Origin of the sequence: Erythrobacter sp. NAP1, assembly GCF_000152865.1 — a bacterium.
Classification (GTDB): Bacteria; Pseudomonadota; Alphaproteobacteria; order Sphingomonadales; family Sphingomonadaceae; genus Erythrobacter.
On the sequence record NZ_CH672390.1, the window covers coordinates 1,884,099 to 1,899,273 of the forward strand.

Sequence of the window (15,175 nt, forward strand, 5' to 3'; positions counted from 1 at the left end):
AAATTGTCAGTCCAAGTGTAACCTAAGCTTGTCGAATGGCGCTTGAGGGTTCACAAGGCGCCTTACATGGCCCGGTTCCCATTCTCCGCGATCGTCGGACAAGACGAGATGAAGCAGGCGCTGCTGATCGCTGCGGTCGACCCCAGCGTGGGCGGCGTGATGGTGTTCGGCGACCGCGGGACGGGCAAGAGCACAGCGGCGCGCGCGCTTGCTGGATTGCTTCCTCCGATTACCGCGCACCAGAACTGCGCCTATGGTGGCTCGAAAGAGGATGCCGAGCGTTATCCGGACGTGTGCGGCGGCGGGCCGTTGCGCAAGAGGCCGGTGCCCTTCGTCGACCTGCCACTGGGTGCGACAGAGGACCGGGTGATTGGCAGCCTCGACCTCGAACGTGCGCTGCGATCGGGCGAGAAAGGTTTTGAGCCCGGCCTCCTTGCAAAAGCGCACCGCGGCTTTCTCTATATCGACGAAATCAATCTGCTCGAAGACCACCTCGTCGACCTGCTGCTCGACGTTGCCGCCTCGGGTGAGAACGTGGTCGAACGCGAAGGTCTTTCCGTGCGCCACCCTGCGCGCTTTGTCCTGATTGGCAGCGGCAACCCGGAAGAAGGCGAACTTCGCCCGCAATTGCTCGACCGCTTCGGCCTTTCGGTCGAAGTGCGCACGCCCACCGACATCGAAACGCGGGTCGAGATCATGCGCCTCGTCGCGGCGAACGAACGCGACCCCCAAGCCTTTGCGGCGAAGTGGGCGGGCGAAGACGAGAAAATCCTCAAGCAGATCGCGCGGGGCAAGAAGCGGCTTGAAAAGCTTGAGCCGGGCGAAGACGTGCTGACCGATGCCGCGCATCTGTGCCTTGCGGTGGGAGCCGATGGCCTTCGCGGTGAACTCACCTTGATGCGGGCAGCGCGGGCGCTGGCGGCGCTCAAGGGCGCCAAGGCCGTGCGGCGCGAGCATCTGATTGCGGTTGCTCCCTCGGCGCTGCGCCACAGATTGCGGCGCGATGTGCTCGACGAAACCGGCTCGACCGTGCGCATCACGCGCGCGATTGACGAGCTGTTCGGGTGAGCGGAAGCGCTCCTGACCCGCTCCACGACGCGATCCGCGCCGCACAGCTCTTCATCCAGAACCCCACCCTTTTTGGCGGCATGGTGCTGCGAGGCGCTTCGCCTGCGCGCGACGCATTGGTGGCGGCCATCGGCGAGGCGCTCCCTACCCGCCGCCTGCCCGGTCATGTCGATGATGAGCGACTGCTCGGCGGAATAGACATTGCGGCGAGCCTTGCTGCCGGCAAGCCGATCGAAACCGCAGGATTGCTGGCCGAAGCTCAGGGCGGCGTGCTTGTCGTGCCCATGGCCGAACGCCTGGACGAGGCCGTTGCGGGCAGACTTGCACAAGCGCTCGATGACCGGCGGGTTGCACTGGTTCTGCTCGACGATGGGATCGAGCCCGAGGACGCCCCGCCTGCGGCATTGACCGAGCGGCTGGCGTTCCTGTGCGACCTATCGCAGTCGCGCGAATGGCGCGGAGTAGAGCTTGGCGCGAAGGCATCGGGCGAAGCCGCGCCTTTGTCGGATGATGCGCTCGGGGCGATTGCCACGACCGGAGCCGCGCTTGGCGTCCCTTCGCTGCGCCCGCTGATTCACGCCGCCGAGGCCGCCCGCGCTCATGCTGCGCTGGAGGGACGCAAGGAGGTCGCCAAACCCGACCTTGAAGCGGCCGCGCGCCTTGTAATTGCGCCTCGTGCCACGCAGCTGCCGCCGCAAGAACCACCGCCAGAGGAGGAGCAGGAACCACCCCCTCCTCCGCCAGAAAGCAGCGACACACCCGACGACACCGACATGCCCTCGCCCGAGCAGCTGGAAGAAATGCTCGTCGAAGCTGCTGCTGCGTCGATCCCGCGCGATCTTCTCGAACAGCTCGTGAATGGCAAGACGCCCAAGCGCGGCGCGTCGGGCACAGGGCAGAAACGCAAGGCAGGCCTGCGCGGCAAGCCGCTGGGCGCTCGCGCCGGTATGCCGCGTGGAGGTGCGAGACTCGCGCTCATCGACACACTGCGCGCCGCCGTTCCGTGGCAGGGCGTGAGACGCCGCGAGCGCGATGCCGATCCCGATGCCCCGATCCTGATGCGCAAGGAAGACCTGCGCATCCGCCGCTATGAGGAAAAAGCCGCGCGCGTCACGATTTTCGCGGTCGATGCGAGCGGATCGGCTGCTGCAGCCCGGCTTGCCGAGGCCAAGGGCGCGGTCGAACTGATGCTCGCACAGGCCTATGTCACCCGGTCCGAAGTCGCGCTCATTGCTTTTCGCGGGGAGAATGCAGACCTGCTCCTGCCGCCCACCCGCTCTCTCACCCGCGCCCGGCGCGCGCTGGCAGAGCTTCCCGGCGGCGGCGGAACCCCGCTCGCCATGGGGCTCAACGCCGCACGCGAACTGGCACGGTCGGTTACGGGCAAGGGCCGTACGCCGAGCCTGATCGTCCTCACCGATGGCCGCGCCAACCTCGATGCAGGGGGCCAGCCGGGTCGCAAGCAGGCGGGCGAAGACGCCGAAGTCGCCGCCAAGGCCATCGCCCGCGAAGGATACGATGCGCTCGTGGTCGACATTTCGGCAAGGCCGGGACGCGAGGGGCAGGAACTCGCTGCCAACATGCAAGCGCGCTACCTCGCCTTACCCCGCGCCGATGCCAAGGCGCTGCATTCGGCGATCTCGACCAACATGCGAGAGCCAGCATGAGCGCAGCGCTAGACTGGAACCGCCAAGGGCAAATCTGGCCGCATCGCGAGGCGTCGAGCTTCGTGCGTATCGGCAGCGCGAACTGGCACGTCCAGCGTATGGGAGACGCGGGAACCCCGCGCATCTTGCTGCTCCACGGAACGGGCGCATCGGTGCACAGCTGGCGCGGTATCATGCCAGCGCTGGCGAACGATTTCGAGGTGCTTGCCTGCGACTTGCCGCGCCACGCCTTCACCCATGGCCACTTGCCCGACGACACATCGCTCCTTCGCATGGCGCGCGCGATAAGGCGGCTGCTCGACAACACCGCATTCGAGCCTGACATGATCGTCGGCCATTCTGCCGGAGCGGCGCTGGCCTTGCAGATCGCGCTCGACCACGGATTTCGCGGTCCCATAATCGGCTTCAATTCCGCGCTTCGCCCATTTCCGGGGCTCGCCGCGCAGGTCTTTCCGGCGATTGCAAAGGTGCTTTTCGTCAATCCGTTCGTCCCGCGCATTTTCTCGGCCGCGGCGAGCTTTGGCGGGGAAGCGGATCGGTTCCTCTACAAGTCGACCAATTCGCGCATCGATGCCGAAGGGCTTGCCTGCTATTCAGCGCTTCTCAAGAATCCGCGTCACACGAAAGGCGCGCTGGCGATGATGGCAAACTGGGATCTGCCGACGTTGCGTACCCGCATGGACGAGGTCGTCAATCCGGTGCTGCTGGTTCATTCGACCGACGATGCGGCCATCCCGCTCGACTGGGCGAAGGAGGCGCATTCCTGGCTTCCGACGTCTCGGCTTGAAGTGCTCAAAGGCCTCGGCCATCTTGCGCATGAGGAAGTGCCCGAGCATGCGGTGCGACTGATCCGCGCATTCGCCGCAGAAACGCTCGCACCCGCCGATTGAGGAGGAGCCACCGCGATGGAAAACTTCACCGAAAACTTCGGCTGGATCGAGATCGCACTGTTTTACGGCATCGCGATCGGGGTGTGCTTTTGGCAGTGGTGGAAGATGCGCAAGGAAGTGCGCGAGATGCGCGCCGAACGCGAGGCGCGCGAAGCGGAAGAAGCCGCTCAGAAGGCCAAGGCCAATTCTGCCGAGGACGTAGGCTAGACCAGCCTACTTCGCCGCTTTGCGCGGCATCCGAAACGGGAGCATGAATTGCACCACGGGCGAGGCAAAGCGACGCATGTCGAGGCTTTCCTGAACCGCGACGACCTCTTCACCGTATAGCTTTGAGGCAAGCTCGCTGCGCGCGTAGAAAGGCGTATCTTCCCAGGTCCTGCGCACATGGCCCACGCCAATGTCGGAGCGCGTGCGCCGCTCGATCCGCCAGCCGCTCTTCGGCAGTGAGGCGATGGGAGGCAGGTCGACTTCTTCCGGGATCGCGTCGGCATTAAAACGGATTGCGCTTGCGAAAACCGAACCGTCCGAACGCTCACCTTCGTAACAGACCACAGCGCCTTCGCGCATGTGAGCGCGCGACCAATGCCACATGTTGAAGCCGCTCTCGAGGCTTTCGCGTCCGCGATTGTGGTCGAAATAGCCGCTGCCGCTCCATGAAATGCCCGGCTCCTCCATCTCGACCTCGATCCGGGCGCGCGGGGCCATGCAGTGCCAGATATGGTTCTGCGCCGGGTCGAGCGCGAAGCTCGCTGGGTTAAGCGCTTCGGGATGGACGCGCACCTTGCCAGCCACCCTTCGGTGGATCGGGTTGAAGAGCCGCGTGTCGCGCTCCTCAATATCGATTTCGAGCACGTTCCCATCCCAGCGAACAGCGCTTGTCCCGATTTCGAGATTGCGTTCATCGCGGCTTACATCGCTGCTCGGACGCTCGTGCATCACCCAGCGATGCGAGGGGCCATAGAGCGCGACATTGAGCGAGGAATGGTCGAGCGGATCGCCCCGCCCGCTACTCTTGTAATAGGGTGAGAATACGCTTCCCAGAAACGCGATGATTGTCAGCCCGTGACGCCCCTCCTCGCTGATGGCATCGACGTACCACCATGAATAGCCACCCGGCTCGATCGCCTCGTTGAAGCGAGGTCCGCGTCGACCTTCTTCGCTGCCAACAGCCCGGACAAGGCGGCCATCGGGACCCCGGCTGACGGATGCGTCGCCCCGCCCGCGCAATACAGCCCCGGCATCCTCGTTCGCGGGCCTTGCCGCAGGAAGGAAGCTGCCGAGCCGTGAGACGCTCTGCCATAAAGTGCCCCCCCGGTTGCCGGGAACAGCCGTTCCCATTCCGCCGGGCTGGCGAGCTCTTGGGGCATGTCCTGCTCCAGCTCCAGCCCGCATCTTTCGAGCGTCGCTCTCATCTGCGTGGTGCATCGCTCTTTCTCCTCGTCTGGGTAGGGATGGGTGTCGCCGTTGGCGGGTGCGTTGACGATGATCTGGATGCGCTCGCGCTTGCCCTGCGCGATGGACGAGGCGGTGGCCGCATGGCCTCCCCGGTCCTGCGCGCAGACATAGACGCTGGGTTCGCTCGGAACCTGGCCGCTTGCGATCTCGTCGAACTCGCGCCGGTAATCGCGCGAGAAAAAGACGTTGTGATGGGTGAGGTCGAAACCGCTCGTCCCGGCATGGGCGAACCAGACCATCGCGGAAAGCGAGCGTTTTTCTGGGGCGAGCGCCTTGACCGCGCGCTCGCTCGATTTGCCAAAGCATCCTTGCGCGATGGCGTTGGGATCGGCGTTGCAGATTACCGCATCGGCTTCGATCACGTCGCCATTTTCGAGCCGCACTCCCTTCGCGCCGCTTCCACGCTCAGTCAGGATCTGCGCCACCGACGTGCCGAGCCGGAATTGCGCGCCCTTCGCCTCAGCCGCGTCTTTCAGCGCCTCTGCAAGCGCGTGGATGCCGCCGTCGATCAGCCAGACACCGGTCGCCTCGACATGCGCGATCAGCATGAGCGTCGCAGGCGCATCGAAAGGCGAGGAGCCGCAATAGGTGGCATAGCGCCCGAACAGCTGGCGAAGGCGCGGGTCGGGGAAGAATTCACCCAGCGCGTTCCACATCGACTGGTGCGGGCGCATCGCAGCGAAATCAGAAAAACGCCACAGGCCGATGCGCCACAGCAGCGGGAGCGGGGAGGAAACGTTGTCGCCGCGCATCATCGGCTTGTCGAGAATGTCATGCATGCGCCGCGTCGTGTGGCGGAACTCGCGATAGAGGCGCGCTGCCTCTGCTCCGGCAAAGTCGCCCACCGCTTCCTCGCTGCGCAGAGGGTCGGCGAAGAGGTCCAGCGTTTCGCTGTCGTCCCAAGCGTGGCGGGCGATGATCTCGGCGCGGCGGATGCGGACGCGATCGTTGAGCCGCATCCCGCATTCGGCGAAGATCTCGTCGAACACGTCGCGCATGGTGAAGACGGTGGGGCCAGCATCGACCGGGTGGCCATCGACAGTCACGCGGCGCGCCTTTCCGCCGACGCCCTCTTCTTTCTCGACGACCGTCACGTCATAGCCGCGCGCAGAGAGCCGTGCGGCGCTGGCAAGCCCGCCCATTCCGGCTCCGATCACCACGACTCTGCCGCCCATCTCCCCACTTTCCGTGCGCCTTGCCCGATGCTGCAAAAGCTCCGAGTCCGGACAACATCATTGACGCAAGCCTAGCATCTGTCCAATCATTTGGACATATGCAGTGTAAATCGCAGCCGCGCACATGACCAAGGGGTCGCCCAAAGACAGCTGGAAGGTGCGCTATGTCGCACGCCGTAACCGCGTGTTCGCGAACCCGCGATTCCAGTACTGGGCTGCCAAGCTGCCGCTTGTCCGGCGCATCGCCAAAACCCGCGCGAGCGAGGCTTTCGACCTGGTGGCAGGCTTCACCTATTCGCAGATCCTGCGCGCCTATGTCGAAAGCGGGTTGTTCGACCTGCTCGCTTCCGGCCCGGTGAGCCACCGGCGCGTCGCGGTCGACCTCGATCTGAGTGAGGAAGCGGCGCTGACCCTGCTTCGCGCAGGAAGGCCGCTAAATCTATCCGAAGAGCCGATCAGCGATGGCTGGATGCTCGGCGAAGCGGGCGCGGTTCTGGCAGCTGACACGGGCGCGCAGGCGATGATCCGCCACCATCGGCTCCTTTACCGCGATCTCGCCGACCCGCTGGAGCTTTTGCGCAAAGACCGCAAGGTACCGACCGAGCTTTCGCGCTACTGGTCCTATGCAGGCGCACTGCACGGTGCTGCCGAGCGCGGACAGGAGACCTCAGAATATTCCGAGTTGATGGCCGCATCGCAGCACTTCGTCGCCGACCAGGTGCTAGCAAGCTTCCGCTTTCCCGAAGGCGCACGCCTGCTTGATGTTGGCGGCGGGCACGGCGCGTTCCTCTCCCGCATGGGAGAAGCCTTCCCCTCGCTTCACCTCGGCCTGTTCGACCTGCCGGAAGTCGCAGACCAAGGCGCCGCGGTGCTCGAGGACAGGTTCGGCAGCGATCGGGTGAGCGCGCATCCAGGCAATTTCTTCGAAGACCCGATCCCCACCGGATACGACATCGTCAGCCTTGTTCGCATTCTGCACGATCACGACGACGGACCCGCCTCACGGCTGCTAGCCAATATCCGCGCCAGCCTTGCCCCCGGCGGCCGCCTGATGATCGCAGAGCCCATGGCCCGCGCGCCCGGCGCTGAGGGCATGGGGGAGGCGTTCTTCGGGCTCTATCTATGGGCGATGGGCTCTGGCCGCGCCCGATCAACAGATGAGATTGCCGACATGCTCCGCAAGGCCGGATTTGCCAAGGTTCGCTTCGTCGCGACCCCGCAACCGGTCAACGCCAGCATAATTGTCGCGTCAGCCTGACTATAAGCTGTCCGCTTTAATTGACACTTAGAGGTGTAAGGCGTAGCACACGGATGAGCAAAAAGGTTTTTGCTCACATTGGACGAGTCGAAGGGATCGCGGCTCGGGCAGTGGTTTGACGGGGAGTGTGACAGGACCATGCAAACATTGGCCGTGATTCTTGAGGGACCTGAGCGCCTTGCGCTTCAGGCGCTTGAGTTGAACGCGCTCGGTGACAGCGACGTCCTCGTCGATATTGCGTGGAGCGGAATCAGCTCCGGCACTGAAAAACTCCTCTGGACCGGGCAGATGCCCGAATTCCCCGGCATGGGTTATCCGCTCGTCCCCGGTTACGAATCGGTTGGACGCGTCGTCGACGCAGGCCCGTCGGCCCGGTCGCGTATTGGTGAGTGGGTGTTTGTGCCCGGTGCCAATTGCTATTCCGGCGCACGCGGACTGTTCGGCGGCACTGCCGAGCGGGTGGTGCTCCCATCGGCCCGCGCCCTTCCCGTGCCAGAACGACTGGGCGCTGACGGGGTGCTTTGCGCCCTCACCGCGACCGCGCTTCACGCAATCAATGGCGGCACACCGCCCGATCTCATCATCGGCCACGGCGTCCTCGGACGTTTGCTGGCCCGGCTGACCCTGGCGCTCGGCGCACCTGCTCCCACCGTTTGGGAGAAGAACGCGCATCGCAGCAGCGGCGCGGTCGGTTACGCGGTGACGGACGGCGAAACCGATGATCGGCGCGATTATCGCTCGATCTACGATGCAAGCGGCGATGCAGGGCTGTTCGACACCCTAATTGGCAGGCTCGCCAAGGGCGGCGAGCTGACGCTCGCCGGCTTCTATTCCGACCGCATCAACTTCGCCTTTGCGCCCGCTTTCATGAAGGAAGCGCGCCTGCGCATCGCTGCCGAATGGCACCCGGACGATCTGGCCCAAGCTTTGGCGCTGATCGAACGCGGCGATCTCGATCTCACTGGACTGATCTCGGACCACAGTCCCGCAGGATCCGCAAGCGAGGCCTATCCCAAGGCCTTCAGCGATCCCGATTGTCTCAAGATGGTTCTCGATTGGAACGGTACTGAATGACGATGCTTGAATCCCAGGCTCAGGCCCTGCGCGACGAAGCCGCAGAAGAGCCCGATCCGGTCCACACCGGTGAAGCCAAGAGCGAGACACAGGTCATCGCGATCTATGGCAAGGGTGGCTCAGGCAAGAGCTTTGCCCTGTCCAATCTCAGCTACATGATGGCGCAGCAGGGCAAGCGCGTGCTGCTGATCGGCTGCGATCCCAAGTCGGATACGACCAGCCTGCTGTTCGGCGGCAAGAGCTGCCCGACCATCATCGAAACATCATCCAAGAAGAAACTCGCAGGTGAAGACGTCACGATCGAGGACGTCTGTTTCCAGCGCGACGGCGTGTTCGCGATGGAGCTTGGCGGGCCGGAAGTCGGTCGCGGCTGCGGCGGGCGCGGGATCATTCACGGTTTCGAACTGCTCGAAAAACTCGGCTTCCACGAATGGGGCTTTGATTACGTGCTGCTCGACTTCCTCGGCGACGTGGTCTGCGGCGGGTTCGGCCTGCCGATCGCGCGCGACATGTGCCAGAAAGTGATCGTGGTCGGCTCGAACGACCTGCAATCGCTCTATGTCGCCAACAATGTCTGCCACGCGGTCGAATATTTCCGCAAGATGGGCGGCAACGTCGGCGTTGCCGGCATGATCGTGAACAAGGATGACGGCACGGGCGAGGCACAAGCCTTCGCAAAAGCGGTCGATATCCCGGTGCTCACCGCGATCCCCGCTAACGAAGACATCCGGCGCAAGAGCGCCAATTACCAGATTATCGGAACGCCGGGCGGCGAATGGGCGAGCCTTTTCGAAGAGCTTGCTACGAACGTCGCGGAGGCACCGCCGCGCCAACCCTCTCCACTCGACCAGGATGGCTTGCTCAATCTGTTCAGCCCGGAGGAAACGGGCGGGAACGTAGAGCTGATCCCGGCCACCCAGGCCGATATGCGCGGCGGAACATTCGAAGAGAAGCCGTCACTTGAAGTGATTTACGACGAGATTTGATCTGACCGATTTACCCGCCTCGAACGCGCAACGCACCGCTGACCGGCTCGACATGAGCGCGCCTGCCGAAGGCGGCTGCGCGAGCGGCGACACCATGCGCGAAGCTGCGCGCAAGGCGGGTAAGAGCGAAGTGCTCGACCGTTACGAGGCGGACTATCCCGTCGGCCCGCACGACCAGCCGCAATCGATGTGCCCTGCCTTCGGGTCATTGCGCGTCGGCCTTCGCATGAAGCGCACCGCGACCGTGCTCTCGGGCTCGGCCTGCTGTGTCTACGGTCTGACCTTCACATCGCATTTCTACGGCGCTCGGCGGACGGTGGGCTACGTGCCTTTCTCGTCCGAAACGCTCGTCACCGGCAAGCTGTTCGAGGATATCAAGGAAGCGGTCGAAGACCTCGCCGATCCCGAACACTACGACGCCATCGTCGTCACCAATCTGTGCGTGCCCACGGCCAGCGGTGTCCCGCTGCGGCTGCTCAAGAACGAGATAAACGGCGTACGCATCATCGGGATCGACGTTCCCGGTTTCGGCATTCCTACCCACGCCGAGGCGAAAGACGTACTCGCGGGCGCGATGCTCGCTTATGCGCGCGAAGAGGCCACCCAGGGCCCTGTCGCAGCGCCAAAGGAACGACCGGACCGGCCCACCATCACTCTGTTAGGAGAGATGTTCCCGGCTGATCCCGTCGGCATCTCACAGATGCTCGAACCGCTAGGGCTTGCGGCCGGTCCGGTTGTTCCTACTCGCGAGTGGCGTGAACTGTATTCGGCGCTCGACTGCGCTGCGGTCGCGGCCATCCACCCGTTCTACACCGCCAGCGTTCGCGAATTCGAAGCCGCTGGCCGCCCGGTCCTGGGCTCCGCCCCGGTGGGAGCGGAAGGAACCGCCGCCTGGCTCGATGCGATCGGACAGACCTGCGGTATCGCGCAAGCGAAGGTCGACGTCGCGAAAGATCGCTTTGTCGGCGCAATCCGCGGCGCGCTTTCGGCAATGCCGGTCAATGGACGCATCACGGTGTCAGGCTATGAAGGCTCTGAATTGCTGGTCGCGCGCCTGCTTGTCGAAAGCGGCGCGGACGTCCGCTATGTCGGGAGCGCCTGCCCTCGCACCAAGTGGTCCGATCCGGACCGCGAATGGCTCGAGGCGAAGGGCATCCGTGTGAACTTCCGCGCGAGCCTCGAAGACGACATCGCGGCTGTCGACGAATTCCAGCCCGACCTTGCAATCGGCACCACCCCGGTGGTCCAGCACGCAAAGGCGAAGGCGATCCCGTCGCTTTACTTCACCAACCTGATTTCTGCTCGCCCGCTGATGGGGCCAGCTGGCGCAGGCAGTCTCGCGCAAGTCGTGAACGCGGCAATTTCGAACAAACATCGCTTCGACAAAATGCGCGATTTCTTCGAAGGCGTCGGCGATGGCCACGCCACCGGAGTATGGGAAGACACTCCCATCGACAGGCCCAAATTCCGCAAGAAATACGCGGCCCTCAACGAAGCGGCGCGCAAGGCGTCCGAGGCGGTGGGCACATGACACTCGTCTTGGACCATGATCGCGCCGGCGGATATTGGGGTGCCACTTACGTCTTTACGGCGGTGAAGGGCCTGCAGGTCATCATCGATGGTCCGGTGGGCTGCGAAAACCTGCCCGTGACCAGCGTGCTGCATTACACCGACGCCCTGCCCCCGCATGAATTGCCCATCGTGGTGACGGGGCTTGGCGAAGAGGAACTGGGCAAAACCGGCACCGAAGGCGCGATGAAGCGCGCATGGGAGACGCTCGATCCGGAACTGCCTGCCGTCGTGGTAACCGGCTCCATCGCCGAGATGATCGGCGGCGGCGTCACGCCCGAAGGCACCAACATCAAGCGCTTCCTGCCGCGCACGATCGACGAGGATCAGTGGCAATCGGCAGACCGCGCGCTGACCTGGCTTTGGACCGAATTCGGCCCGAAGAAAGCGCCCAAGGTCAAAGAGCGCAAGGAAGGCGAGAAGCCGGTCGTCAACATCATTGGCCCGTCCTACGGCATGTTCAACATGCCTTCGGATCTTGCGGAAATTCGCCGCCTGATCGAAGGGATCGGAGCCGAAGTCGGCGTGGTCTTCCCGCTCGGCTGCCATCTTGCTGACATCCGCGCGCTTGGCACGGCAGACGCGAATGTCTGCATGTACCGCGAGTTCGGTCGCAACCTGTGCGAAACGCTTGAAAGGCCCTATTTCCAGGCGCCGGTTGGCCTTTCCAGCACCACCAAGTTTCTCCGTGCGCTCGGCGAAGAGTTGGGGCTTGATCCCGAACCCTTCATCGAGCGCGAAAAACACACGACGATCAAGCCGCTTTGGGACCTTTGGCGTTCTGTCACCCAGGACTTCTTCGGCACCGCCAATTTCGGCATCGTTGCAAACGACACTTATGCACGCGGCATCCGTCACTTCCTCGAAGAAGACATGGGGCTGCCTTGCGCCTTCGCCTTCAGCCGTGAGGCTGGCGTAAAGCCCAAGAACGACGAAGTGCGCGCCGCCATTCATAACAGCCGTCCCCTGGTCGTCTTCGGCAGCTATAATGAGCGCATGTACATGGCCGAATGCGCCGGCGGGCTCGGCCCGAGCGGCATGTTCATTCCGGCAAGCTTTCCCGGTGCAGCCATTCGCCGCCACATCGGCACGCCCTTCATGGGCTATTCGGGTGCGACCTATCTTGTGCAGGAAGTGTGCAACGCGCTGTTCGATGCGCTGTTCCATATCCTCCCGCTCGGCACCGACATGGATAAGGGCGAGGCAACCCCTGCCCGCCTCGAACGAGAGCTGCAATGGGATGCGGACGCCAAGGTCCGGCTCGACGAGCTGGTCGAGAAACAGCCCGTCCTCATCCGAATTTCCGCTGCCAAGAGGCTGCGCGATGCCGCTGAGGCAGCCGCGCGCCGAAAGGGCGCAACAACAGTTTCCGCAGATTGTCTCGCCAAGGCGCTTCTCGAAGGAGAGGTGGCATGATGAGGCTACGCAACTTGCCTGAATGTATCGGGCATCCGCAATCCACGTGGGGGATCACGCGCGGATACCGTCGGGGGCAATCCAGCTCCCGCTCCAATGTAACTATACGGAGATACGACTATGGCCGATGGTGATCGCCCCAGCGTGGGGACTTACCTGACCGACGAAGAAGCAAAGGAAATCCATGGCGCGTTCATGGGAACCTTTGGACTCTACGTCGCGATTGCAGTGGTAGCCCACATTCTCATCTGGGCTAACAAGCCCTGGCTGCCGCTCTGATCTTCCAAACCGCCTGATTGCCCTCGCTCTCGCCCTTATCGGGCGTGCGCATCGGCAAACCAAGCTCATGGAATAAGGAAACAATTATGTACAAGATTTGGCATCATTTCGATGTTCGCCGGACTCTGGTCGCACTTCATGTCGGCCTCGCTGTCCTGGCGTTCACGATCCACTTCATCCTGCTCAGCACCGAAAGCTACAACTGGCTCAGCTAATCCGCTGAGTTGGCCAAGCTTTTGAAGCTGAACAGCCAAACTTCGTGAGGGGGCAGGTTCGCCTGCCTGCCTCCCACAGACCGACACGCAACGATAACGCCCGCCCTTGAGGTGGGAAGGATGGACCTATGGCGCTCCTTAGTTTCGAGCGGAAATACCGCGTGCGCGGTGGCACAATAATCGGCGGCGACCTTTTTGATTTCTGGGTCGGGCCGTTTTACGTCGGGTTCTTCGGTGTATTGGTAGCGATCAGCGCCCTTTTGGGCACAATGCTGATCTTTGCCGCTGCAGCGCAGGGACCGACCCTCAACCCCTGGCTTATCGACATCCAGCCACCGCCGATAGAAGCCGGGCTAGCCTTTGCACCTCTTGCCGAGGGCGGATACCACCAGGTGATTACCCTGTGTGCGATCGTCGCTTTCGGGTCGTGGGTGATGAGGCAAGCGGAAATCTCACGCAAGCTGGGCATGAATTACCACGTGCCGATCGCATTCAGCGTCGCGGTTTTCGCCTTCGTTACTCTCAACGTGATCCGTCCGTTCTGGATGGGCGCCTGGGGGCACGCATTCCCGTATGGCATCTGGTCGCACTTGGACTGGGTTTCGTACACGGGCTACAACTACGTGAATTTCCATTACAATCCGGTGCACATGCTGGCGATCACGTTCTTCTTCACGAACTGTCTCGCGCTTGCATTGCATGGTGGTCTGGTTCTTTCGGCGGTCAACACCGGCGAAGGCAATGAGGTCCGTTCACCCGAGTACGAAGACACGTATTTCCGTGACTTCATTGGTTATTCGGTCGGCACGCTGGGCATCCACCGTGTCGGGCTATTCCTTGCGCTCAACGCAGGGTTCTGGAGCGCCATCTGCATCGTGATTTCGGGTACCTTGTACGCAGGAAGCTGGATCGAGTTCTGGGACTTCTGGCGGGCTATCCCGATTTGGGAAGGAGAACCGATCTGATGGCTACCTATCAAAACATCTTCACCCAAATCCAGGTCAAGGGGCCGCCCGAAATGGGCGTGCCGCTGCCGCCCGGTAACGAGCCGCGGATCAAGGCCACTGGCTACAGCTACTGGATGGGCAAGTTCGGTCAGGCTCAAATCGGTCCGATCTATCTTGGCCTGCTCGGCACGCTCTCGCTGGTCTTCGGCTTTGCCGCCTTCATGATCATCGGGCTCAACTTCTGGGCTCAGGCCGGTTGGGATCCCCAGACCTTCATGCGCGAATTGTTCTGGCTTTCGCTTGATCCTCCGGGACCGGAATACGGCTTCAGCCCGTTCGTGCCGCTCAATGAGGGTGGCTGGTTTATCATGACCGGCGCTTTCCTGACGATTGCGGTGCTCTGCTGGCTCGCCCGGACATATTACCGGGCAAAGGCGCTTGGCATGGGCCTCCATATCTTCTGGGCGTTTTCCTCGGCGATCTGGCTGTTCCTCGTGCTTGGCTTCATTCGGCCGCTGCTGCTTGGCAGCTGGGCAGAGGCAGTGCCTTACGGGGTGTTTAGCCACCTGGATTGGACGAACAACTTCTCGCTCATTCACGGGAACCTGTTCTACAATCCATTCCACGCGCTTTCGATCGTGTTCCTGTATGGCTCGGCAGTTCTGTTCGCCATGCACGGCGCTACGATCCTCGCGGTTGGCCGCTACGGCGGTGAACGCGAGATCGAGCAGATCACCGATCGCGGGACTGCGTCTGAGCGTGCAGGTCTGTTCTGGCGCTGGACCATGGGCTTCAACGCCACGATGGAATCGATCCACCGCTGGGCGTGGTGGTTCGCGGTTCTCACGACCCTTACCGGCGGCATCGGCATCCTGCTTTCAGGAACCGTTGTCGACAACTGGTACCTATGGGCACAGGAGCACTACTACGCTCCGATGAATTAGGCGGTTCAAACGCCTCATAGGTCTATCTATCCAGAAGGCCCGGCTGCGCAGCGATGCGCGGCCGGGCTTTTTGGTTTGAGAATGAATGAGAGCTCTTTGTGTCCGATGAGAGCACAGGCGAAGCGGGTGGACTGGGGCGCAATGGACCTACCGGATGCAGTGCTCCAAAGTCTCGATAGCCGATGATGAGAGTGGTTGATTGTGAGAAACCCTGATCTCGACGATGTCATCG

Annotated in this window: 15 protein-coding genes; 13 read left to right on the forward strand and 2 right to left on the reverse strand. The window is 62.8% G+C overall.

The window, feature by feature from the left end; genetic code table 11:
* Window positions 1-66: 66 nt before the first annotated feature.
* Genes bchI through NAP1_RS09080 form a run of 4 tightly spaced genes read left to right on the forward strand, consistent with a single transcriptional unit; the run spans window position 67 to window position 3,832 of the window.
* On the forward strand, window positions 67-1,068 hold the full coding sequence (gene bchI, locus NAP1_RS09065) for a magnesium chelatase ATPase subunit I (protein WP_007164978.1): 1,002 nt from the start codon (window positions 67-69) through the stop codon (window positions 1,066-1,068).
* On the forward strand, window positions 1,065-2,735 hold the full coding sequence (locus NAP1_RS09070; protein ID WP_007164979.1) for a magnesium chelatase subunit D: 1,671 nt from the start codon (window positions 1,065-1,067) through the stop codon (window positions 2,733-2,735). Before bchI ends, NAP1_RS09070 begins: the two co-directional genes overlap by 4 nt.
* Window positions 2,732-3,625 (forward strand): alpha/beta fold hydrolase BchO, encoded by an 894-nt coding sequence (gene bchO, locus NAP1_RS09075; protein WP_007164980.1) that lies wholly within the window; start codon window positions 2,732-2,734, stop codon window positions 3,623-3,625. The genes NAP1_RS09070 and bchO overlap by 4 nt, the downstream gene beginning before the upstream one ends.
* A gap of 15 nt (window positions 3,626-3,640) precedes the next feature.
* Complete coding sequence (locus tag NAP1_RS09080; RefSeq protein WP_007164981.1) at window positions 3,641-3,832, forward strand: hypothetical protein; 192 nt, start codon at window positions 3,641-3,643, stop codon at window positions 3,830-3,832.
* Window positions 3,833-3,838: 6 nt separating this feature from the next.
* Here NAP1_RS09080 and NAP1_RS09085 read toward each other — a convergent pair whose 3' ends face one another.
* Entirely contained in the window at window positions 3,839-4,747 is a 909-nt protein-coding gene (locus tag NAP1_RS09085; RefSeq protein ID WP_241761246.1) for a hydroxyneurosporene dehydrogenase, read from the reverse strand.
* Window positions 4,681-6,255 (reverse strand): 1-hydroxycarotenoid 3,4-desaturase CrtD, encoded by a 1,575-nt coding sequence (crtD, locus tag NAP1_RS09090; protein WP_007164983.1) that lies wholly within the window; start codon window positions 6,253-6,255, stop codon window positions 4,681-4,683. The genes NAP1_RS09085 and crtD overlap by 67 nt, the downstream gene beginning before the upstream one ends.
* A gap of 124 nt (window positions 6,256-6,379) precedes the next feature.
* On the opposite strand from crtD, the gene NAP1_RS09095 reads away from it, so the two are divergent.
* From NAP1_RS09095 to pufM, 9 genes are all read left to right on the forward strand, one after another.
* Window positions 6,380-7,513, forward strand: coding sequence for a methyltransferase (locus tag NAP1_RS09095; protein ID WP_007164984.1), 1,134 nt, complete (start codon window positions 6,380-6,382; stop codon window positions 7,511-7,513).
* Between the two features lie 138 nt (window positions 7,514-7,651).
* Window positions 7,652-8,587 (forward strand): chlorophyll synthesis pathway protein BchC, encoded by a 936-nt coding sequence (gene bchC / locus NAP1_RS09100; RefSeq protein WP_007164985.1) that lies wholly within the window; start codon window positions 7,652-7,654, stop codon window positions 8,585-8,587.
* Window positions 8,584-9,573: a chlorophyllide a reductase iron protein subunit X gene (locus tag NAP1_RS09105; protein WP_007164986.1), complete on the forward strand. Its 990-nt coding sequence runs from the start codon at window positions 8,584-8,586 to the stop codon at window positions 9,571-9,573. The genes bchC and NAP1_RS09105 overlap by 4 nt, the downstream gene beginning before the upstream one ends.
* A 52-nt stretch (window positions 9,574-9,625) precedes the next feature.
* A complete protein-coding gene (gene bchY / locus NAP1_RS09110; protein ID WP_007164987.1) occupies window positions 9,626-11,104 on the forward strand; it encodes a chlorophyllide a reductase subunit Y in 1,479 nt (492 codons plus the stop codon).
* On the forward strand, window positions 11,101-12,558 hold the full coding sequence (gene bchZ, locus NAP1_RS09115; RefSeq protein WP_007164988.1) for a chlorophyllide a reductase subunit Z: 1,458 nt from the start codon (window positions 11,101-11,103) through the stop codon (window positions 12,556-12,558). Before bchY ends, bchZ begins: the two co-directional genes overlap by 4 nt.
* Window positions 12,559-12,678: 120 nt before the next feature.
* Complete coding sequence (gene pufB / locus NAP1_RS16315) at window positions 12,679-12,837, forward strand: light-harvesting antenna LH1, beta subunit (protein ID WP_007164989.1); 159 nt, start codon at window positions 12,679-12,681, stop codon at window positions 12,835-12,837.
* 86 nt (window positions 12,838-12,923) lie between these two features.
* Window positions 12,924-13,052, forward strand: a complete 129-nt coding sequence (pufA, locus tag NAP1_RS16320; RefSeq protein WP_007164990.1) for a light-harvesting antenna LH1, alpha subunit — start codon at window positions 12,924-12,926, stop codon at window positions 13,050-13,052.
* A gap of 128 nt (window positions 13,053-13,180) precedes the next feature.
* On the forward strand, window positions 13,181-14,017 hold the full coding sequence (gene pufL / locus NAP1_RS09120) for a photosynthetic reaction center subunit L (protein ID WP_007164991.1): 837 nt from the start codon (window positions 13,181-13,183) through the stop codon (window positions 14,015-14,017).
* Window positions 14,017-14,943, forward strand: coding sequence for a photosynthetic reaction center subunit M (pufM, locus tag NAP1_RS09125; RefSeq protein WP_007164992.1), 927 nt, complete (start codon window positions 14,017-14,019; stop codon window positions 14,941-14,943). Before pufL ends, pufM begins: the two co-directional genes overlap by 1 nt.
* The last annotated feature ends 232 nt before the right edge of the window (window positions 14,944-15,175 follow it).

Coding starts and splice junctions, on each gene's coding strand:
- bchI (WP_007164978.1), top strand. CDS start 67: ATGGCCCGGTTCCCATTCTCCGCGATCGTCGGACAAGACGAGATGAAG.
- bchO (WP_007164980.1), top strand. CDS start 2,732: ATGAGCGCAGCGCTAGACTGGAACCGCCAAGGGCAAATCTGGCCGCAT.
- NAP1_RS09080 (WP_007164981.1), top strand. CDS start 3,641: ATGGAAAACTTCACCGAAAACTTCGGCTGGATCGAGATCGCACTGTTT.
- crtD (WP_007164983.1), bottom strand. CDS start 6,255: ATGGGCGGCAGAGTCGTGGTGATCGGAGCCGGAATGGGCGGGCTTGCC.
- NAP1_RS09095 (WP_007164984.1), top strand. CDS start 6,380: ATGACCAAGGGGTCGCCCAAAGACAGCTGGAAGGTGCGCTATGTCGCA.
- bchC (WP_007164985.1), top strand. CDS start 7,652: ATGCAAACATTGGCCGTGATTCTTGAGGGACCTGAGCGCCTTGCGCTT.
- NAP1_RS09105 (WP_007164986.1), top strand. CDS start 8,584: ATGACGATGCTTGAATCCCAGGCTCAGGCCCTGCGCGACGAAGCCGCA.
- bchY (WP_007164987.1), top strand. CDS start 9,626: ATGAGCGCGCCTGCCGAAGGCGGCTGCGCGAGCGGCGACACCATGCGC.
- bchZ (WP_007164988.1), top strand. CDS start 11,101: ATGACACTCGTCTTGGACCATGATCGCGCCGGCGGATATTGGGGTGCC.
- pufB (WP_007164989.1), top strand. CDS start 12,679: ATGGCCGATGGTGATCGCCCCAGCGTGGGGACTTACCTGACCGACGAA.
- pufA (WP_007164990.1), top strand. CDS start 12,924: ATGTACAAGATTTGGCATCATTTCGATGTTCGCCGGACTCTGGTCGCA.
- pufL (WP_007164991.1), top strand. CDS start 13,181: ATGGCGCTCCTTAGTTTCGAGCGGAAATACCGCGTGCGCGGTGGCACA.
- pufM (WP_007164992.1), top strand. CDS start 14,017: ATGGCTACCTATCAAAACATCTTCACCCAAATCCAGGTCAAGGGGCCG.